The 18,042-nt window shown below is 66.1% G+C and carries 16 protein-coding genes and 1 tRNA gene; 9 read left to right on the plus strand and 8 right to left on the minus strand.

Features of this window, described 5'->3' with window-relative positions; translation table 11 throughout:
* Nucleotides 1-6: 6 nt before the first annotated feature.
* Entirely contained in the window at nucleotides 7-1,005 is a 999-nt protein-coding gene (locus tag ACTU6V_RS05030; protein ID WP_443467714.1) for a diacylglycerol/lipid kinase family protein, read from the minus strand.
* A 36-nt stretch (nucleotides 1,006-1,041) separates the two neighbouring features.
* On the opposite strand from ACTU6V_RS05030, the gene serS reads away from it, so the two are divergent.
* The 4 genes from serS to ACTU6V_RS05050 all read left to right on the plus strand — a co-directional run bounded on the left by serS (nucleotide 1,042) and on the right by ACTU6V_RS05050 (nucleotide 4,585).
* Nucleotides 1,042-2,349: a serine--tRNA ligase gene (gene serS / locus ACTU6V_RS05035; RefSeq protein ID WP_443467713.1), complete on the plus strand. Its 1,308-nt coding sequence runs from the start codon at nucleotides 1,042-1,044 to the stop codon at nucleotides 2,347-2,349.
* On the plus strand, nucleotides 2,346-3,176 hold the full coding sequence (locus ACTU6V_RS05040; protein ID WP_443467712.1) for an HAD family hydrolase: 831 nt from the start codon (nucleotides 2,346-2,348) through the stop codon (nucleotides 3,174-3,176). The genes serS and ACTU6V_RS05040 overlap by 4 nt, the downstream gene beginning before the upstream one ends.
* Before the next feature lie 44 nt (nucleotides 3,177-3,220).
* Nucleotides 3,221-3,305, plus strand: a tRNA-Ser gene (locus tag ACTU6V_RS05045).
* 38 nt (nucleotides 3,306-3,343) lie between these two features.
* The gene (locus ACTU6V_RS05050) at nucleotides 3,344-4,585 is read left to right on the plus strand and encodes an LCP family protein (protein ID WP_443467711.1); all 1,242 of its coding nucleotides are present in this window, start codon (nucleotides 3,344-3,346) and stop codon (nucleotides 4,583-4,585) included.
* Between the two features lie 150 nt (nucleotides 4,586-4,735).
* Here ACTU6V_RS05050 and ACTU6V_RS05055 read toward each other — a convergent pair whose 3' ends face one another.
* The 3 genes from ACTU6V_RS05055 to rhaI all read right to left on the minus strand — a co-directional run bounded on the left by ACTU6V_RS05055 (nucleotide 4,736) and on the right by rhaI (nucleotide 9,490).
* The gene (locus ACTU6V_RS05055) at nucleotides 4,736-6,142 is read right to left on the minus strand and encodes a rhamnulokinase (RefSeq protein ID WP_443475329.1); all 1,407 of its coding nucleotides are present in this window, start codon (nucleotides 6,140-6,142) and stop codon (nucleotides 4,736-4,738) included.
* A 91-nt stretch (nucleotides 6,143-6,233) separates the two neighbouring features.
* Nucleotides 6,234-8,288 carry a bifunctional aldolase/short-chain dehydrogenase gene (locus ACTU6V_RS05060; protein ID WP_443467710.1) on the minus strand — a complete coding sequence of 685 codons (2,055 nt, stop codon included), beginning with the start codon at nucleotides 8,286-8,288 and terminating at the stop codon, nucleotides 6,234-6,236.
* Between the two features lie 38 nt (nucleotides 8,289-8,326).
* Nucleotides 8,327-9,490 (minus strand): L-rhamnose isomerase, encoded by a 1,164-nt coding sequence (rhaI, locus tag ACTU6V_RS05065; RefSeq protein ID WP_443475105.1) that lies wholly within the window; start codon nucleotides 9,488-9,490, stop codon nucleotides 8,327-8,329.
* Nucleotides 9,491-9,622: 132 nt separating this feature from the next.
* Between rhaI and ACTU6V_RS05070 the strand changes: the two genes are divergently transcribed.
* On the plus strand, nucleotides 9,623-10,624 hold the full coding sequence (locus ACTU6V_RS05070; RefSeq protein ID WP_443475106.1) for a LacI family DNA-binding transcriptional regulator: 1,002 nt from the start codon (nucleotides 9,623-9,625) through the stop codon (nucleotides 10,622-10,624).
* An 8-nt stretch (nucleotides 10,625-10,632) separates the two neighbouring features.
* On the opposite strand, the gene ACTU6V_RS05075 is transcribed toward ACTU6V_RS05070, so the two are convergent.
* On the minus strand, nucleotides 10,633-10,974 hold the full coding sequence (locus tag ACTU6V_RS05075; RefSeq protein ID WP_443475107.1) for an L-rhamnose mutarotase: 342 nt from the start codon (nucleotides 10,972-10,974) through the stop codon (nucleotides 10,633-10,635).
* Nucleotides 10,975-11,132: 158 nt separating this feature from the next.
* Between ACTU6V_RS05075 and ACTU6V_RS05080 the strand changes: the two genes are divergently transcribed.
* The 4 genes from ACTU6V_RS05080 (at nucleotide 11,133) to rhaS (ending at nucleotide 15,824) form a co-directional block, all read left to right on the plus strand.
* Nucleotides 11,133-12,647 (plus strand): sugar ABC transporter ATP-binding protein, encoded by a 1,515-nt coding sequence (locus ACTU6V_RS05080; RefSeq protein ID WP_443475108.1) that lies wholly within the window; start codon nucleotides 11,133-11,135, stop codon nucleotides 12,645-12,647.
* A 104-nt stretch (nucleotides 12,648-12,751) separates the two neighbouring features.
* A complete protein-coding gene (locus tag ACTU6V_RS05085) occupies nucleotides 12,752-13,675 on the plus strand; it encodes an ABC transporter permease (RefSeq protein ID WP_443475330.1) in 924 nt (307 codons plus the stop codon).
* Nucleotides 13,672-14,718, plus strand: a complete 1,047-nt coding sequence (locus ACTU6V_RS05090) for an ABC transporter permease (RefSeq protein ID WP_443475109.1) — start codon at nucleotides 13,672-13,674, stop codon at nucleotides 14,716-14,718. The genes ACTU6V_RS05085 and ACTU6V_RS05090 overlap by 4 nt, the downstream gene beginning before the upstream one ends.
* A 62-nt stretch (nucleotides 14,719-14,780) precedes the next feature.
* Nucleotides 14,781-15,824, plus strand: a complete 1,044-nt coding sequence (gene rhaS / locus ACTU6V_RS05095; protein ID WP_443475110.1) for a rhamnose ABC transporter substrate-binding protein — start codon at nucleotides 14,781-14,783, stop codon at nucleotides 15,822-15,824.
* 77 nt (nucleotides 15,825-15,901) lie between these two features.
* On the opposite strand, the gene ACTU6V_RS05100 is transcribed toward rhaS, so the two are convergent.
* The 3 genes from ACTU6V_RS05100 to ACTU6V_RS05110 all read right to left on the minus strand — a co-directional run bounded on the left by ACTU6V_RS05100 (nucleotide 15,902) and on the right by ACTU6V_RS05110 (nucleotide 17,987).
* The gene (locus tag ACTU6V_RS05100; RefSeq protein ID WP_443475111.1) at nucleotides 15,902-16,624 is read right to left on the minus strand and encodes a creatininase family protein; all 723 of its coding nucleotides are present in this window, start codon (nucleotides 16,622-16,624) and stop codon (nucleotides 15,902-15,904) included.
* Nucleotides 16,621-17,601 (minus strand): aldo/keto reductase, encoded by a 981-nt coding sequence (locus ACTU6V_RS05105; protein WP_443475112.1) that lies wholly within the window; start codon nucleotides 17,599-17,601, stop codon nucleotides 16,621-16,623. The genes ACTU6V_RS05100 and ACTU6V_RS05105 overlap by 4 nt, the downstream gene beginning before the upstream one ends.
* 188 nt (nucleotides 17,602-17,789) lie before the next feature.
* The gene (locus tag ACTU6V_RS05110) at nucleotides 17,790-17,987 is read right to left on the minus strand and encodes a hypothetical protein (RefSeq protein ID WP_443475113.1); all 198 of its coding nucleotides are present in this window, start codon (nucleotides 17,985-17,987) and stop codon (nucleotides 17,790-17,792) included.
* Between the last annotated feature and the right edge of the window lie 55 nt (nucleotides 17,988-18,042).

The raw sequence follows: 18,042 nt of genomic DNA on the forward strand, positions 1-18,042 counted from the left end.
GTCCGCTCAGAGCTGGTCGACGCGATGCCCCTCGGGCAGTGCGAGCAGCAGTGCGCCAGGCGCCACACGGCAACGGATGCGAACGGCCAGACCGAACTCATCGCCGTCGAGCTCGATGGCGGTCGGGGCGATCGGAGCGACCTCAGCGGTCTGCCCGTGCAGATACCGCACGGAGGCGCTTCTTCCTCGGCGCTGCAGCACAAGACGACCGGCGCGGAATCGGCGCAGCACGGAGTTGTCCCACCAGATCTTGCGCCAGACCCCCAGCCAGCCGAACGGGCCTGCGGGCTGGATGACAGCGATGTCCATTGCTCCGTCGGTGATGGATGCGGAGGGGATCAGCGCGATGCCGGCAGGCAGCGTGCCGCAGTTGGCGAACAGCACGCTGTGCACCTTGGTCGAGTGCAGCCGTGACTCGTCGACCTGGTAGACGACGCGGAACGGCTTCGCATTCGGCAGCGACCGTGCGGCTCCGTCGACGTAGGCGACCCAACCGACGGACTTCTTGAGGTCGGGTCGGGTGTTCGCGATCATCGCGGCATCCAGGCCCATGCCGGCGAGCACGACGAACGCGTGCTCGTCGCTTTCGCCGTTCTCTCGCGTGAGTACTGCCCATCCGATATCGATCGGATGCCGGAAATCGCCGAGCGCGGCACGGATCATCCGGTGGGGGTCGAGCAAGGGGAGTCCGAGGTTGCGCGCGAGAAGGTTGCCGGTGCCGCTGGGCACGATGGCCAGGGGCACGTCGGTGCCGGCCATGGCCTCGGCGACTGCGCGCACAGTGCCGTCGCCGCCGGCGACGAGCACGACATCGACACCGGCGGCGAGTGCCTCGCGGGCCGCCTGCTGCCCGGCATCCTCGATCGTCGTCGGGTAGAACGAGGGGGCTTCCCAGCCGGCCTCGCTCGAGAGATCGTGCAGCGCACTGCGTAAGCGCTTCTCGTCGACCTTGATGGGGTTGTAGACGAGGGCAGCATGGCGGGGAAGTGCCGTGCTCTTCGTCATGGGGTTCACTCTACGGCCACGGCCTAGACTTGGAGGATGATCGACCTCGCCCTTCTTCGCGACCAGCCCGAGATCGTCCGCCGCTCACAGATTGCGCGCGGCCACGACTCCTCCACTGTCGATGCGGCGATCGAGGCCGACCGATCGCGCCGCGCGGCGCTGACCGCCTTCGAAGACCTCCGCGCCGAGCAGAACGCCTTCGGCAAGCAGGTCGCGAAGGCACCCAAGGAAGAGAAGCAGGCGCTCGTCGCGCAGGTCAAAGAGCTTGCCGAGCGCGTCAAGCGCGCGCAGCAGGTGGCGAATGAAGCGGGGGATGCCGCGGCATCCGCTCTCGCCCTCATCGAGAACATCGTGATCGACGGCGTTCCCGCCGGTGGTGAGGCCAACTTCATCGAGCTGCGCCGCGTCGGAGAGACGCCGGCATTCGGGTTCGAGCCGCGCGATCACCTCGAGATCGGCGAGATGCTCGACGCGATCGACATGGAGCGCGGCGCGAAGGTGTCTGGCGCACGCTTCTACTTCCTCAAGGGAATCGGCGCGCGACTCGAGATCGCGCTGATGAACCTCGCGCTCGACAAGGCGCTCCAGAACGGTTTCACCCCGATGATCGTGCCGACGCTCGTGCGCCCGGAGATCATGCAGGGCACGGGCTTCCTCGGCGAGCACGCCGATGAGGTCTACCACCTCGACAAGGACGACGACCTGTATCTCGTCGGCACGAGCGAGGTGGCGCTCGCCGGCTACCACAAGGACGAGATCGTCGATCTGACAGACGGCGCACTCCGTTACGCCGGATGGTCCACGTGCTATCGCCGCGAGGCGGGGTCGTACGGCAAGGACACCCGCGGAATCATCCGCGTGCACCAGTTCAACAAGCTCGAGATGTTCGTCTACACGACCCCGGAAGACGCCGAGACGGAGCACCTGCGCCTGGTCGCGTTGCAGGAGGAGATGCTCACCGCCCTCGGCCTGTCGTACCGTGTGATCGATGTGGCTGCCGGAGACCTGGGATCCAGCGCTGCGCGCAAGTACGACATCGAGGCGTGGGTGCCGACGCAGGGCGCGTTCCGCGAGCTCACGTCTACCTCGAACTGCACGACGTTCCAGGCGCGTCGCCTCGATGTGCGGCACCGACCCGCGGCTGAGGAGGGCCAGGCCTCGAAGACGCAGCACGTCGCAACGCTGAACGGAACCCTCGCGACCACGCGATGGATCGTCGCGCTGCTCGAGACGCACCAGCAGGAGGACGGATCTGTCCTCGTTCCCGAGGTGCTGCGGCCCTACCTCGGTGGGCTGGAAGTTCTGGAGCCGGTCGGCGCCTCGAAGACGAAGGATTCCCAGTGATCTCGCCCTGGCTCGTCGGGCTCGACGTCGACGGCACGATCATCCTGCAGGACGAGACCATGAGCCCCGGCGTGCCCGAGGCCATCGCCCGTGTCCGCGATGCCGGGCACGTCGTGACGATCGCGACCGGTCGCAGCTGGCCGGCCACCGAGCGCTGGGTCGACGAGCTCGAGATCACTGCCGACTACGTGGTGTGCTCGAACGGTGCGGTCACGATGCGTCGCGTTGACGGCGGGTGGGAGCGCTGGAGCGTCGAGACGTTCGATCCGAGCGAGGTTCTCGCGCTGCTCACCGAGCGGCTGCCTGAAGCGCACTACATGGTCGAGTTGGGTGACGGCTTGCGGCTGTTCACCGGTGAAGTCGGGGACTGGACGCTCGAGGGCGGACGTCAGGTCGACCTCGCAGAGCTCGGCGCGCTGCCCGTCTCGCGTGTGGTCGTTGTGTCGCCAGGGCACGATGAAGAGGATTTCCACCGCCTCGTTGCAGAGACTGGACTCAACGAGGTCTCGTATGCGATCGGCTGGACGGCCTGGCTCGACATCGCACCGCAAGGTGTCGACAAGGGGAGCGCCCTGGCGAAGGTCCATTCCGAACTGGGCATAGACGGCGGGCGAGTCATGGTCGTCGGCGACGGACGCAACGACATCGGCATGTTCGAGTGGGCGCGTGAACTCGGTGGACGAGCGGTAGCCATGGGGCAGGCGCCCGATGAGGTGAAGGATGCCGCGGGCTCTGTCACCGCTGACGTCGAAGAGGGCGGGCTGGCCGACGCGCTCGACGCGCTTCTCGCGCATCCAGGGGTCGCCCAGGTCAAGGCAGCAGAATGAAACCAGCTAGACTCGACGACTGATCACCGGATTCTTCCGGCGATGGAGGGCTGTCCGAGCGGCCGATGGAGCTGGTCTTGAAAACCAGTGGGCAGAAATGTCTCGTGGGTTCGAATCCCACGCCCTCCGCAGAAGCGCTGAAGGGCTCCGCAGATGAAAGGCACTGAGTGAGCGCGAAGATTCGCCGTCGTAAGACCGTGGCCCGCCACGGCCAGTTGCGCACCCCGGGCCCGATCGGCCAGTTCTTCAAGATTCTCGGCATCGCACTCGCTGTCGTTCTCGTGAGCGGTGTCAGCGTCGGCGCCTTCGTCGTCAGTGATCTGTATGGCACGGCCACCGCGGATGCGGTCGAGCTCGAGGGGCAGAAGCCGATCCCGCCGGACATCAGCGAGTTCAAGGGCGGGTTCGATCTGCTGCTGGTCGGCACCGACACCTGCGAGGACGCGTACGCGCAGTACTTCGGCGACCGTTGCGACGGGCCAGATGCTGAGGGCAACCTCAACGACGTGAACATCCTGGTCCACGTCTCAGAAGAGCCGCGTCGCATCACTGCGGTGAGCTTCCCCCGTGACCTCATGCTCCCCATTCCGGAGTGCACGCGCGAAGACGGCAGCACGACTTCGGGGATGCGCAAACAGCCGCTCAACAGCGCCTACATGGACGCTGGGCTTAATTGTGTGGTCCAGACCGTGAGCCAGCTCACCGGGCAGGACATCGAGTTCGCGGCAGCGGTCACGTTCGGCGGCGTGATCGAGATCACCAATGCCATCGGCGGCGTCGATGTGTGTCTGGCGACCCCGATCAAGGATAAGCACACCGGCCTTGACCTGGCGGCTGGTACGCATACCGTGGCAGGAATTGAAGCGCTGCAGTTCCTGCGCACCCGTCACGGCGTCGGCGACGGCAGCGACCTCGGCCGCATCGGCAACCAGCAGCAGTACATGTCGAGCCTTGCTCGCAAGCTCATCAGCGGCGAAGTGCTCGGCAACGTGCCGACGATGCTCAGACTCGCGAACACCGCGCTGAGCAACCTCGAGGCCAGCACGTCGCTGACGAACCCCATGACGATCGTGCAGGTCGCACTCGCGGTCAAGGATGTGCCGTTCGAGGACATCGTCTTCCTGCAGTACCCGACGTACACCGACTCGGACGATCCCAACAAGGTCGTGCCGAACACTCAGGCCGCGCAGGCGATGTGGGACGCGATCAACGCCAACCAGCAGCTGCAGGTGACGCACCAGAACACCGACAACGACGGCGTCGTGGTTCAGGAGCCGGTGCCTCCGGCACCTGACCAGTCGGCGACCGAGGCTCCCGCGACGCCTCCGGAGAACGTGGTGGCGCTTCCCGACACCATCAAGGGCAACTCGGCTGCACAGCAGACGTGCTCGAACGGCAACGTTCGGTAGGGTCGCGCCTGGTCGCGCTGTCGTTTCCTGGTTCGCGCTGCTTATCCGTGGTTCGCGCGGCTAGTTCCTGTTCACGCGGCTGAAACTTCTGCAGCGCGAACGGCTTAGAGCCGCGCGAAGTGCTGGGCACCGAGCACGATGCGCCGGCGGTCAGCGCGGTGCGTAGCGGATCGGCGCGTGCGTGCGGGCTACGAGCGCCCGCAGCTCCTCGAGCGTCGCGGGGGCGGCGCCCAATGCTCGGGCTTGCACCAGCACATTGCCGAGCGCCGTCGCTTCGACGGGCCCCGCGAGCACGGGAAGACCCGAGCGGTCGGCCGTCGCTTGGCAGAGAAGTCGGTTGAGTGACCCGCCGCCGACCAGATGGATGCTGTCGATTTCGCGCCCGGAAAGGTCAGCAGCGGTCTGCACGGCGGTTGTGAAGGCTGCGGCGATCGATTCGACGATCGTCCGCGTGAAGGCGGCGCGACTGTCGGGAACGGGCGAACTGTTCGCGCGCAGCACCGCCGCGATACGGGTCGACATATCGCCCGGAGCGCTCAACGACACATCATTCGCGTCGAACAATGCGATGTCGCCGGTTACGGCGGACGCGGCATCCAGGAGCCCCGGGAGGTCGATCGTTGCGCCGTCATCTTCTTCCCAGGCTCGGATCGTTTCGCTGAGCAGCCAGAGGCCTGTGACGTTGTGGAGGAAGCGGTAGCGTCCGTCGACCCCGAGCTCGTGGGTGAAGTTCGCACCACGCGCGGCATCCGTCAGCACGGGCTCGGTGAGCTCGACGCCGACAAGACCCCAGGTGCCGCAGGAGATGTACGCCGCATTCGGGGAGGAGAGCGGCACGGCGACGACGGCGGATGCCGTGTCATGCGAGCCGACCGCGATCACCGGGAGGTCCTTCCCGATCTGCGCCGCGAGTTCGGGGCGCAGCATCCCGATCACTGATCCGGGGTCGACCAGGGCGGGGAGCGCCGCGGTCCGGATGCTGAGGCGATCGGCCAGTTCCGCATCCCACTCACCGGAGCGCACTCCCAGGAGACCGGTCGTCGACGCGTTCGTGCGCTCGGCGACACTGGCGCCCGTCAGAAGGTACGCGATCAGATCGGGAATGAGCAGGGCGGTATCGGCATCCGCAAGCAGCTCGTCGACGCGGTACTGGTACAGCGTGTTGAACGGCAGGAACTGCAGTCCGTTGCGGGCGTACATCTCCGCGAATGGAACGACTTCGTGCACCTCGGCAACGCCCCGCTCGGTGCGAGCGTCACGGTAGTGGAACGGCTCGGCGAGCAGTTCTCCGTCCCGCAGTAGGCCGTAGTCGACAGCCCAGGAATCGATGCCGATACTCTCGATCGCGGGTTCACGCCGAACCGCCTCCGCCAGGCCGTCCACGATGTGGTCGTAGAGCGCGTCGAAGTCCCAGTGCAGGCCGTCTTCGCGCTCGACAGGTCTGTTCGGGAATCGCGAGACGAGTTCGAGCTCCAGGGAGTCGACGCCGATGCGCCCGATCACGACGCGCCCGCTGGTCGCCCCGAGATCGACGGCCGCGACCGCGCGCACGCCCATCACCAACCCTCCCTCATCGAGACCGCAAAACCACGCCGAAACAGCCGCGATAAGGTGCAGTCTCGGCGTGGTTTTGCAGGTTCGCGAGGAGTCATCGCAGGAACGCGGCCGCGACGCCGGAGTCGACGGGAATGTGCAGGCCCGTCGTGCGGCTGAGCTCCGGGCCGGTCAGGACGTACACGGCGTCCGCAACGTTCTCGGGCACGACTTCGCGCTTGAGGATCGTACGGTTCGCGTAGAACTGTCCGAGATCCTTCTCCTCCACACCATAGGTCGCGGCGCGGTTCGCGCCCCAGCCGGAAGCGAAGATGCCCGAGCCGCGCACGACGCCGTCGGGATTGATGCCGTTGACGCGGATGCCGTGCTCCCCGAGTTCCACGGCCAGCAGCCGCACCTGGTGCGCCTGATCGGCCTTGGTCGCCGAGTAGGCGATGTTGTTCGGGCCTGCGAAGACGGAGTTCTTCGACGAGATGTAGATGATGTCACCGCCGAGCTTCTGATCGATGAGCACGCGGGCCGCAGCCTGCGACACGAGGAACGAACCCTTTGCCATGACGTCGTGCTGCAGATCCCAGTCCTTCTCTGTGGTCTCCAGTAGCGGCTTCGAAAGGGAGAGCCCCGCGTTGTTGACGACGAGGTCGACACCGCCGAAGGCCAGGACGGCGTCGTTCAGCGCAGCCTGCACGGCGTCAGCATCCGCGACGTTGGCGGCGACGCCGATCGCGACATCCGTGTTCCCGAGTTCGGCGGCGGCAGCCTGCGCCTTCTCGAGATCGAGGTCGGCGATGACGACGCAGGCGCCTTCGGCGGCGAGACGGGTGGCGATGGCCTTGCCGATTCCGGATGCTGCGCCGGTGACGAACGCGATGCGACCCTGGTGCGACTTCGGCTTCGGCATCCGCTGCAGCTTCGCCTCCTCCAGTGCCCAGTACTCGATGTTGAACTTCTCGGCATCCGAGATGGGGGAGTACGTCGACAGTGCCTCGGCGCCGCGCATCACGTTGATCGCGTTGACGTAGAACTCGCCGGCCACGCGGGCGGTCTGCTTATTGGCACCGTACGAGAACATACCGACGCCCGGGATCAGCACGATGAGCGGGTCGGCGCCGCGGATGGCCGGACTGGCCGCGGCCCCCGCTGAGGCTGTCGACGCGTGCGCGTCGTAGTATGCCTGGTAGTCGGCGCGGTACTCGGTGTGCAGTTCGTGCAGGCGCGCGATCTGCTCGTCGACGGACGCCGTGGTCGGCAGGTCGAGGATGAGCGGCTTGACCTTGGTGCGCAGGAAGTGGTCGGGGCAGCTGGTGCCGAGGGCGGCGAGGGCGGGCGCGTTCTCGGATGCCAGGAAGTCGAGCACGACGTCGGAGTCGGTGAAGTGGCCGACCATCGGCTTGTCCGTCGACGCGAGGCCGCGGACCGTGCCTGCGAGAGCGGCCGCGCGCTCGCGACGCTCGGCCTCTGGCAGCGCCTCGAACCCGGCACGTACGCCGCCGAACGGTTCAGCCTTGCCGTTCGCCTCGATGTAGGCGGCTGCGGTGTCGATGATCCACAGCGAATTCGCCTCGGACTCCTCCGAGGTGTCGCCCCAGGCAGTGATGCCGTGCCCGCCGAGGATGCAGCCGATCGCGGCAGGGTTCTGCTTCTTGATCTCGGCGATGTCGAGCCCGAGTTGGAAACCCGGGCGGCGCCACGGCACCCACACGACCTTCTCGCCGAAGATCTTCGTGGTCAGCGCCTCGCCGTCGGCGGCCGTCGCGATCGCGATGCCCGAGTCGGGATGCAGGTGGTCGACGTGGGCGGCATCCACCAGGCCGTGCATGGCCGTGTCAATCGAAGGCGCGGCGCCGCCCTTGCCATGCAAGCAGTAGTCCAACGCGGCAACCATCTCGTCTTCACGGTCGATGCCCGGGTAGACATCGACGAGAGCGCGGAAGCGGTCGAGGCGGAGCACGGCCAGGCCCTGCTCCTTCAAGGTGCCGAGGTCTCCGCCGGAGCCCTTGACCCACAGCAGCTCCACCGGCTGGCCGGTGACGGGGTCGGTCGCGGTGCCCTTGGCCGAGGTGTTACCACCGGCGTAGTTCGTGTTCTTCGGATCCGCGCCGAGGCGGTTCGACCGGGCGATGAGCGCGGCTGCGGTGGGGTTCGTCATGCTGTGTCCTTAGGTGGGGAGTCTCGAGGCGGACGCGCTTACGCGCCCCAGCCGGCCTGCGTGCCGCCGACGCGGTCCGCCGCGATCTTCTGCTGGTAGCCGGATGCCGCGTACGCTGCCATCGGGTCGCCGGCGAGGCCGCGCGACTCGCGCCATTCGGCGAGAGCGGGACGGACGTCGGTGTAGAAGGCGTCCATGAAGACGGCATTCGCCGCGAGAACGTCGCCCGACTTCTGGGCCGCGGTCAGAGCATCCCGATCGATGAGCAGCGCGCGAGCTGTCATCTCCTGGACGTTCAGCACCGAGCGGATCTGACCGGGGATCTTGTCCTCGACGTTGTGGCACTGATCGAGCATGAACGCCACATCGGGGTTGTTCAGGCCTCCGCCGCGGATGACCTCGAAGAGGATGCGGAACAGCTGGAACGGGTCTGCCGCGCCCACGATGAGGTCGTCGTCGGCGTAGAAGCGCGAGTTGAAGTCGAACGAGCCGAGCTTTCCGAGCCGGAGCAGCTGCATGACGATGAACTCGATGTTCGTGCCTGGAGCGTGGTGGCCGGTGTCCAGGCACACCATCGCCTTGTCCCCGAGCGAGGACACCTGCGCGTAGGAGGTGCCCCAGTCCGGAACGTCGGTGTGGTAGAAAGCGGGCTCGAAGAACTTGTACTCCAGCACCAAGCGCTGGTCGTCGCCGAGCCGCGCATAGATCTTCTGAAGCGACTCCTGCAGACGGTCCTGCCGGCCGCGGAGGTCGGCCTGGCCGGGGTAGTTCGAGCCCTCGGCGAGCCAGATCTTGAGGTCACGACTGCCGGTGGCATCCATGACGTCGATGCATGCGAGGTGGTGGTCGATCGCCTTGTTGCGAACCGCGGCATCCTCGTGGGTGAGAGCGCCGAACTTGTACTCGTCGTCCTGGAAGGTGTTGGAGTTGACCGTGCCGAGCGAGACGCCGAGGTCTTCCGCGTGCGTGCGCAGGTCACCGAAGTCGCACATGTCCCATGGGATGTGCAGCGCGACGACCGGAGCGAGCGCGGTGTACTTGTGCACCTGCGCGGCATCCGCGATCTTCTCGAACGGGTCGCGGGGTGTGCCGGGCGTGCCGAATACCTTGAAGCGGGTGCCGGAGTTGCCGAAGGCCCACGAGGGGAGCTCGATCGACTGTTTCTCGAGTTCGGCGAGAATGTCTGCGTTGAGGATGCTCATGATGCGTGCTCTCTGACTACGGATGAATCGTTTCAAGCAGGGTACGGCACGAGTCGTCACGTGTCAAAGAACTAGCCGTCGGTGGGTCGCAGGTGGGTAGTGTTGTGGGCCGAGAGGATCGAGGATCTGCAAATGGGCGTGAGTGTGCGAGACGTGGCGCAGCAGGCGGGCGTGTCTGTGGGCACCGTCTCGAACGTGCTCAATCATCCTGAACGAGTGACTCCGCAGACCGTCGAACGCGTGCAGCAGGTGATCGCCGAACTGGGGTTCGTGCGCAACGACGCCGCGCGCCAGCTGCGCGCGGGTCGCAGCCGTTCCATCGGACTCGTCGTGCTCGACATCGGCAACCCGTTCTTCGCCGACGTCGCCCGCGGAGCCGAAGATCGCGCTGCGAAGGCCGGGATGACGGTGCTCGTCGGCAACAGCGACGAGTCGCCCGATCGTGAGCGCCTGCACCTCGACTTGTTTCGTGAGCAGCGGGTGAATGGCGTGCTGGTCACTCCCACGACCGACAACCTGTCGCTGCTGCACGGTCTGCGCGACAGCGGCGTTCCGGTGATCCTCGTCGACCGACAGATCGACGAGGGCGGATTCACCTCGGTGGCGATGGATGACATCGAGGGCGGACGGATGGCGGCGGCGCACCTGCTGGAGATCGGCCGGCGCAAGCTCGCCTTCGTGGGTGGTCCTCGCTCGATCGGCCAGGTGGCTGATCGTCTGCAGGGTGCTCGCGCGGCCGTGGATGCTGTTCCCGGCGCCACGCTCGAGGTCATCGAGCGCCCCGCTCTCGCGGTGCTGCATGGTCGTACGGCGGGGGAGTCGCTGCTCGCTCGCGCGGCGGCGGATCGGCCGGATGCCGTCTTCGCGGCCAACGACCTGCTCGCTGTCGGACTGCTGCAGTCGTTCGCGCTGATGGCCGAGGTGCGGGTGCCAGACGACATCGCCCTCATCGGCTACGACGACATCGACTTCGCCACGGCGACGGTGGTGCCGCTCAGCTCGGTGCGTCAGCCCGCACGGCTGATCGGCGAGACCGCAGTCGAGCTGCTGCTCGGCGAGAACTCGGGTCAGCCGCGCGGACGCGCGGTCAGGTTTCAGCCGGAACTCGTGGTGCGGCAGTCCACGATCGGCTGATCAGGGTTTCAGGCGTCAACGGCGGCGAGCTGGTCACCGAGGTTGAAGACCTCGGGGATGAGGGTCGCGACCTGATCGACGCGGCCCTCCACGCCCACGAAGAACGGCGCCATCGAGGCTTCCCACTTCGCGGCGACCTCGGAGGCTGCGAGGTGCGCCCGAGAGGCTTCCTCGTCGTCGGTCTCGTAGTAGCCGAAGAGGTTTCCGCCGGCGCCGAGGAAGATCGAGTAGTTGCGGCGGCCGGAGGCCGCGATCTCGGCGAGCATCTCGGGCCAGACCGGGCTGTGTCGGGCGATGTACTCGTCGATCATCTCGGGGTGGACGGTGATCTGGAAGGCGATACGGGTCATGATGCTCCTGATTTGCGGGATTTTCGGGATCGATCTCGCGGTGTGTCCAATCTGTGATTTGACCGACCGTCGATGCGATGCCTACAGTATCCATGAACGAAAATGAATCGATTCATTTACCCGCCAGAATCTTTCATACCCTCAACGAGGAGGTGCCCATGCAGACCGAAGACGCAGCAGTGGTCCTTGAACTGTCCAAGGTCGTCAAGTCGTTCGGCGCCGTCATAGCGCTCCGATCCGGGAGCCTGAGCCTGCGTGCTGGATCCATCCATGCACTGATCGGTGAGAACGGCGCAGGCAAGTCGACGCTCGTCAAGATCGTCGCAGGCCTTTACCGCCGCGACGCCGGAGACTTCCGACTCGACGGCGAAGAGGTCGACTTCACCTCTACCGCCCAGTCGAAGGCCGCGGGCATCGCGGTCATCTACCAAGAGCCGACTCTGTTCCCCGATCTGTCGGTGACAGAGAACATCTTCATGGGGCGCCAGATCGTCGGCCGCTTCGGCCGGATCGACCGCAAGGCGATGCGCCACGAGGTCGAGCGCCTGTTCACCCGCCTCGGTGTCTCGATCGATCCAGACCGACCCGCAGAAGGACTGTCGATCGCCGACCAGCAGGTCATCGAGATCGCCAAGGCCGTGTCTCTCGATGCCAAGGTCCTGATTATGGACGAGCCCACCGCCGCGCTTTCGGGCGTGGAGGTCGAGCGGCTCTTCACCATCGCGCGGAGCCTGCGCGATGAGGGCCGCGGACTCATCTTCATCTCGCACCGCTTCGACGAGGTGTTCGCGCTGTGCGACACCGTCACGGTCATGCGCGACGGTTCGTACATCTCGACGGTACCGATCGTCGAGACCAACCCGGCTGACCTCGTGCGCCAGATGGTCGGCCGCGATGTCACCGAGCTCTTCCCCAAGCAGGAAGCCGTCATCGGCGAGCCGATCCTCGAGGTCAAGGACCTCACCTCTCCCGGCATTTTCCACGACATCAGCTTCGTCGTGCGCTCGGGTGAGATCGTGGGGCTCGCAGGCCTCGTGGGCGCTGGCCGCAGCGAGGTGGCCCGCGCCATCTTCGGCGTGGACGACTACCGCGAAGGCGCCGTGACGATGAAGGACCAGAGCGTTCAGCGCGGTCGCCCGACCGCCGCGATGCGTGCGGGTCTCGCGCTCGTCCCCGAGGATCGCCGCAAGCAGGGCCTCGTCATCGAATCCGGCGTCGGCCGCAACATCACCATGGCGATCCAAGACAAGCTTTTACAGCTCGGCCTGATTACCACGGGCCGCGAGAATGCGGCAGCGCGCGTGTGGGCGAGCCGCCTCGAGGTCAAGGCGCACTCGCTCGACACCGTCGCGTCGACCCTCTCCGGCGGAAATCAGCAGAAGGTCGTGCTGGCCAAGTGGCTGGCGACAAACCCCGACGTCCTCATCATCGACGAGCCCACTCGCGGAATCGATATCGGCACCAAGTCAGAGGTGCACCGTCTGCTGTCGGAACTCGCGGGGGAAGGCATGGGCATCCTCATGATCTCCTCCGAGCTTCCCGAGGTCCTCGGCATGGCAGATCGAGTTCTCGTCATGCGCGAGGGGCGCATCACGGCTGAGCTCGACCGCGCAGACGCCACCAGCGAGAACGTCATGTTCGCCGCCACGCACGCATCGGAGCAGCACTCGTGAGTTTCACCTCCACCACGAAGATCCCCGTGTCGGGGATCACGAAGAAGATCGGCGTGTTCAGCAAGGCGCGTGAGGTTGGCATCCTTCTGGTGCTCGCGCTCGTCATGATCGCCACCATCACGACGAACCCGTCGTTCCTGTTCAGCTCCGACGGCTGGCGCGACCTGCTGCTGACGCCGTCGATCCTGGCGCTGGTAGCCGTCGGACAGGCGATCGTTCTCGTCACGCGCAACGTCGACCTGTCGGTCGGCTCGGTCATGGGCCTTTCCGCCTACCTCACCGGCCGACTGTTCATCGACCTCCCGATGCTGCCGATCCCCGTGGTCGTGCTTCTCGCCGTGCTGTTCGGAAGCTTGCTCGGCCTCGTCAACGGCGCGCTCGTGGCCTACGCCAAGGTACCCGCCATGGTGATCACGCTCGGCACGCTGTACGCCTACCGCGGCATCAATGTGATGTGGGCAGGCAGCACCCGGGTGAACGCCTCCGATATGCCCAAGGATTTCCTGGCCATCGGCACGGGGCAGCTCGCCGGCATCCCGATCCTCGCGATCGTCGCGATCATCGTGCTGGCGATCGCCGCCTGGTACATGCGCAACACCCGCGGCGGACGCGAGTACTACGCGATCGGATCGGACCCCGCAGCCGCAGAGCTCTACGGACTCAAGGTCACCCGCCGCGTCATCTCCGCCTTCGTGCTCTCGGGTGCGCTGGCAGGTCTCGCCGGCGTCTTCTACGCATCGCGCTACGGCTCGGTCAGCTCGCAGGCCGGGGCCGGCTGGGAGCTGGATGCTGTCGGTGCGGCCGTCATCGGCGGAGTCGCGATCACGGGAGGCGTAGGCACAGTTTGGGGTGCCGCCATTGGCGCGATGCTGCTGATGACCATCAACCGCGCCCTGCCCATCCTCGGAATTCCCGACTTCTGGCAGCGGGCCGTCGTCGGCGTGCTCATCATCGGTGCCATCGTGCTCGACCGCTGGCTCGCGGTCAGACAGAAGCAGCGACTCATCGAATCGAGGGACGAGTCATGACGACCGCCACGACCACCAGCACGAATCGCGTCGCCCGCGACTTCGAGAAGCCGCTCTGGCGCCGCCTCCTGCTGACACGCGAGACCGCGATCGTCGGGCTACTGATCGTCGTCGTCGCCTTCTCGATGATCACGGTGCGCGGCTTCGCGCAGCCGATCACGCTCAACTACCTGCTGCTCGACATCGCACCGATTCTGCTGATCGCTCTGCCGATGGCGCTGATCATGATCACCGGCGAGATCGACCTGTCGGTCGGAAGCATGGTGGGTCTTGCCAGCGTCGTCACCGGCGGTGCGGTGCACATCGGTCTGCCCTTCGAGGTCGCCGCCCTCCTCGCGCTCACGGTCGGCATCGTCGGCGGAGCTTTCAACGGCTTCCTCGTCACTGTCGTGGGGCTCCCGTCGCTGGCCGTCACGATCGGCACCCTGGCGCTCTTTCGCGGCCTCGCGGTCGGGATCCTCGGCACGACCGCTGTGACCGACTTCCCCGAGGCATGGACGGCACTCGCCAAAGCGAAGGTCGCCGGAACCACGATCCCGTACATCATGGTGCCGTTCCTGATCCTGCTCGTGATCTTCGTGGTCGTGCTGCACTTCACTCCGTTCGGTCGCGGCATCTTCGCGATCGGCCTGTCGAAGGATGCCGCACGGTTCTCGGGAGTGAACGTCGAGCGCACCAAGTTCACCCTGTTCGTGCTCGCCGGCGTCATCTCGGCCTTCGCCGGCATCTACTACACGCTCCGCTTCGGCAGCGCGCGCGGTGACAATGCCACCGGGCTTGAACTGCAGGTGATCGCGGCCGTCGTGCTCGGCGGCGTCTCGGTCTTCGGCGGTCGAGGTCAGATCTACGGCGTCGTCGCCGCTGTGCTTCTGATCGGTGTGCTTTCCAGCTCGCTGCGCCTTGCCAACATCACGTCCGACGTGATCATGGTGATCACCGGCGTGCTCCTCATCCTGTCCGTCGTCGGTGCGAGCGCACTGAACTCGCTTCAGTCTCGACGGCGACGAACCGGACCACCACTCGTCGCAGCATCCACAGCGTAGTAACAAGGCTGCGTCATCGGCCCGCGGCATCCGTCGTGGTCGATCGTATGAAAGGAAAAACAATGAAGTTTGCACGCAAGCGTGTTGGAGCATTCGCCGCTGTCGCGGTTGCCGCAGCACTGGTCATGACCGGCTGCGCCGACACCGGCGCGTCCGGTGGTGGCGCAGCACCTGAAGAGGGTGGCGGAGACGCGAACCTCGCGATCACGTTCCTGCCCAAGAGTATCGGAAACCCCTACTTCGACACGTCGAGCAAGGGTGGACAGGCAGCAGTCGCCGAGATCGGCGGAACCTTCGCCGAGGTCGGCCCCGCAGAGTCTGGCCCCGAGGCTCAGGTGAGCTACATCAACACCGCGACGCAGCAGGGCGTCGGCGCACTGGTCGTCTCGGCCAATGACCCGAAGGCCATCTGCGACGCGCTCGATGAGGCACGCGCGGCCGGCGTCAAGGTCGTTACCTTCGACTCCGACACCAACCCCGAGTGTCGCGACCTGTTCGTCAACCAGGCGACCGCCGACGGCATCGCGAAGGTGCAGGTCGACCTGATCGCCGAGCAGATCGGTGGAGCCGGCGAGATTGCGATCGTGTCCTCCACGGCCAACGCGACCAACCAGAACGTCTGGATCGAGAAGATGGAGGCGCTGCTCGCCTCTGACCACCCCGACATCAAGATCGTCGAGATCGTCTACGGTGACGACGACGAGCAGATCTCGTTCGACAAGACCGCAGCCGTGCTGCAGTCGCACCCGAACCTGAAGGGCATCATCTCGCCGACCACCATCGGCATCTCGGCTGCTGCTCGCTACCTGTCTACCTCGGACTACAAGGGCAAGGTCGCGCTGACCGGTCTCGGCACGCCGAACCAGATGCGCGAGTACATCGCTGACGGCACCGTCACCGCCTTCGCGCTGTGGAACCCGGAAGACCTCGGCTACCTCTCGGCCTTCGCTGCTGATGCTCTGATCCAGGGTGACATCACGGGCGCTGAGGGCGACACGTTCGAGGCCGGCAATCTCGGCAAGTTCACGGTCGGCGCTGACGCCACGGTGCTGCTGGGTGCCCCCTACGTCTTCGACAAGGAGAACATCGGAGACTTCGACTTCTGAGTCGACGCCTCAGGTAACTGAGAAGCGCCCGATCGGTGAAACCGACCGGGCGCTTCTTCTTTGTACTGCGCGGAGGTTCAGGCCGTTTCCGCCAGGCCAGCGATCCAGCTGACGTAGTGCGCCATCAGCCCCGCCGCGCTGTCGACATCGAGCCTGCGCGGGTCGGCGCCGAAGACGCCGTGCAGCGGGTGCTCGGCGCTGTGACGCTGCTGGCCGTAGGGGTCCTCGTCCGCGGGCGCGGGGAAGGACGCGGCATCCGGAAGCAGCCCGACGTTGACCAGCGTGGGGTCGATCGCGTGAAGCATGAGCGACTCGAATCGCCCTGCGTGGTCAGGGGCCACTGGTAGCTCGGGAGCCTGCGCCAGCGTGCGCGCGATGGCGACCATCGACGAGCCGGTCGCGTTCCAGCGGTCGGCGACAGACATGACCAGGTCGCGTTGCTCGTCGGCGAAGTGACCACTCAGGATGACCGCGCGGCGCACGCCCATCTCGTCGAGCCGCGAGAGTGTCTCGGCGAGCAGCGTCGCGATGCTCTCGGGGGAGGAGCTCATGATCGTCCACGGGTAGCGCATGTGCTCTCCGCCGACAGCCTGATAGTACGCAGGCAGCACGACGCCGCCGTGCTGCTCGGCGGCTCCGAGGCAGATGCCGTAGGCGGTGAGCGCGTCGAGTCCGATGGGCAGGTGCGGACCATGGAACTCCAGCGAACCGAGCGGCAGATAGGCGACGGATACCGCCGCGAGGCGCTCCTCGATCTGTTCGGGGCTCAGACGTTCGATAGCTGCGGGTGACGTGCTCATACGTAGAAGTTCCTCTCCCATTCGAAGCTGGCGAGACGCTCGCGCAGTCCGTCAACGAGGCCCTCTCCGTCTGCGAACGCCAGGTTGCTCGCGATGCGCTTCTGCGAGGTCATGCCCACGATCGTGGTCGACACCTCTGGGCGGTCGAGCACGAAGCGCACAGCCGCCTCGGCGAGCGAGTCGTAGTGCGGGGAGGTCACGGCCTTGATCGCCTCGATACGCGCGAGGGTCTCGGCGAAGCGCTCGTCGCGGAACATGCCCTTCAGCACGGAGTCATCCGCCCACTCGTCGTAAGACGAGGCGGTCCAAGTGCCGCTGAGCGAACCGGAGTCCAGTGCGACGCGCGCGATGATCGCGGTGCCGGTGGATGCTGCGGCCGCGAAGAGCGCCTGCTCCGGCTTCTGCTCGAAGATGTTGTAGATGACCTGGATCGAGTCGATCAGACCCGATTCGGCGATCGCAACGCCCTCGTCTGCGCGGTAGTCGCGCAGCGAGACGCCGATCCTGTCGATCTTGCCCTCGGCCTTCAGATCGCGCAGCACCTCGAGCCATGTCTGATCGTGCATGCCTCCCGGCATCCAGCAGTGCAGCTGCAGCAGATCCAGTCGTTCCACGCCCAGCCGGCGCAGCGACTGGTCGACCTGGGTGCGGATGTAGTCGGTCGGATAGCCTGCGGCGATGTCGGGGTCGTTCACTGAGGGGTGGGGCCACTTGACGGGCTGAACCTTCGTTGCGACATAGATGCGCTCGCCAGACCACTCGCGAAGTGAGCGGCCGACGACCTCTTCGCTGTGCCCGGAGCCGTACATCTCCGCCGTGTCGACGAAGTTGATGCCCTGCTCGTAGGCGTCGATCAGAGTGCGAACAGACGCGTCGTCATCGACCGGTCCCCACTGTCCACCCAGCTGCCATGCGCCGAAGGAGACTTCGCTGATATTCCAACCGGTGCGCCCGAACGGGCGACGGTGTGCGGCCATGTGTGGCTCCTCACATCTGAGCGCAGAGTCTGCGCGATCCTATCTGTCGAATCTACGGATCTGAGCGGGAGAAAGAAGGATGCGTGAACGCCGAAACATGGACTGGACGAGCGGAGAGTTGTGTTCGTCTTCCGGCCAGCGGATGCCGGGCGGGCCGCTGGGCAAGGCCGGCCCCTCGCGGAAGCCGTCTAGAGCAGGCCGAGGCGGGTGAGGAGGGTATCAGCCGTGCTCGACAGGCCGGAGGCCTGCCACGCAATGATGACGACGGCGATGAGTCCGAACCATGCGGTGTCGCGGAGCGGGCTGCGTCGGACGATGCGCTGGACGACGAGTCCCACGGCGGTGCCGATCGTGATCGTTGCACCGGCGACCTGCGCGAAGGCCATGCGCACATACGCGTCGGCGTCGGGCGTTGCTTGGCTGTTGAAGGTGACAGCGAGC

It is taken from the genome of Microbacterium zouquanmingi (assembly GCF_052266675.1).
GTDB lineage: Bacteria > Actinomycetota > Actinomycetes > Actinomycetales > Microbacteriaceae > Microbacterium.

Bases quoted from the DNA above. Each gene is read 5' to 3' on its own strand.
- ACTU6V_RS05105 (WP_443475112.1), bottom strand. From the start codon at position 17,601: ATGGCCGCACACCGTCGCCCGTTCGGGCGCACCGGTTGGAATATCAGC.
- serS (WP_443467713.1), top strand. From the start codon at position 1,042: ATGATCGACCTCGCCCTTCTTCGCGACCAGCCCGAGATCGTCCGCCGC.
- ACTU6V_RS05055 (WP_443475329.1), bottom strand. From the start codon at position 6,142: ATGGGCGTGCGCGCGGTCGCGGCCGTCGATCTCGGGGCGACCAGCGGG.
- rhaI (WP_443475105.1), bottom strand. From the start codon at position 9,490: ATGAGCATCCTCAACGCAGACATTCTCGCCGAACTCGAGAAACAGTCG.
- ACTU6V_RS05030 (WP_443467714.1), bottom strand. From the start codon at position 1,005: ATGACGAAGAGCACGGCACTTCCCCGCCATGCTGCCCTCGTCTACAAC.
- ACTU6V_RS05075 (WP_443475107.1), bottom strand. From the start codon at position 10,974: ATGACCCGTATCGCCTTCCAGATCACCGTCCACCCCGAGATGATCGAC.
- ACTU6V_RS05100 (WP_443475111.1), bottom strand. From the start codon at position 16,624: ATGAGCACGTCACCCGCAGCTATCGAACGTCTGAGCCCCGAACAGATC.
- rhaS (WP_443475110.1), top strand. From the start codon at position 14,781: ATGAAGTTTGCACGCAAGCGTGTTGGAGCATTCGCCGCTGTCGCGGTT.
- ACTU6V_RS05090 (WP_443475109.1), top strand. From the start codon at position 13,672: ATGACGACCGCCACGACCACCAGCACGAATCGCGTCGCCCGCGACTTC.
- ACTU6V_RS05110 (WP_443475113.1), bottom strand. From the start codon at position 17,987: ATGGCCTTCGCGCAGGTCGCCGGTGCAACGATCACGATCGGCACCGCC.
- ACTU6V_RS05080 (WP_443475108.1), top strand. From the start codon at position 11,133: ATGCAGACCGAAGACGCAGCAGTGGTCCTTGAACTGTCCAAGGTCGTC.
- ACTU6V_RS05085 (WP_443475330.1), top strand. From the start codon at position 12,752: ATGATCGCCACCATCACGACGAACCCGTCGTTCCTGTTCAGCTCCGAC.
- ACTU6V_RS05060 (WP_443467710.1), bottom strand. From the start codon at position 8,288: ATGACGAACCCCACCGCAGCCGCGCTCATCGCCCGGTCGAACCGCCTC.
- ACTU6V_RS05070 (WP_443475106.1), top strand. From the start codon at position 9,623: ATGGGCGTGAGTGTGCGAGACGTGGCGCAGCAGGCGGGCGTGTCTGTG.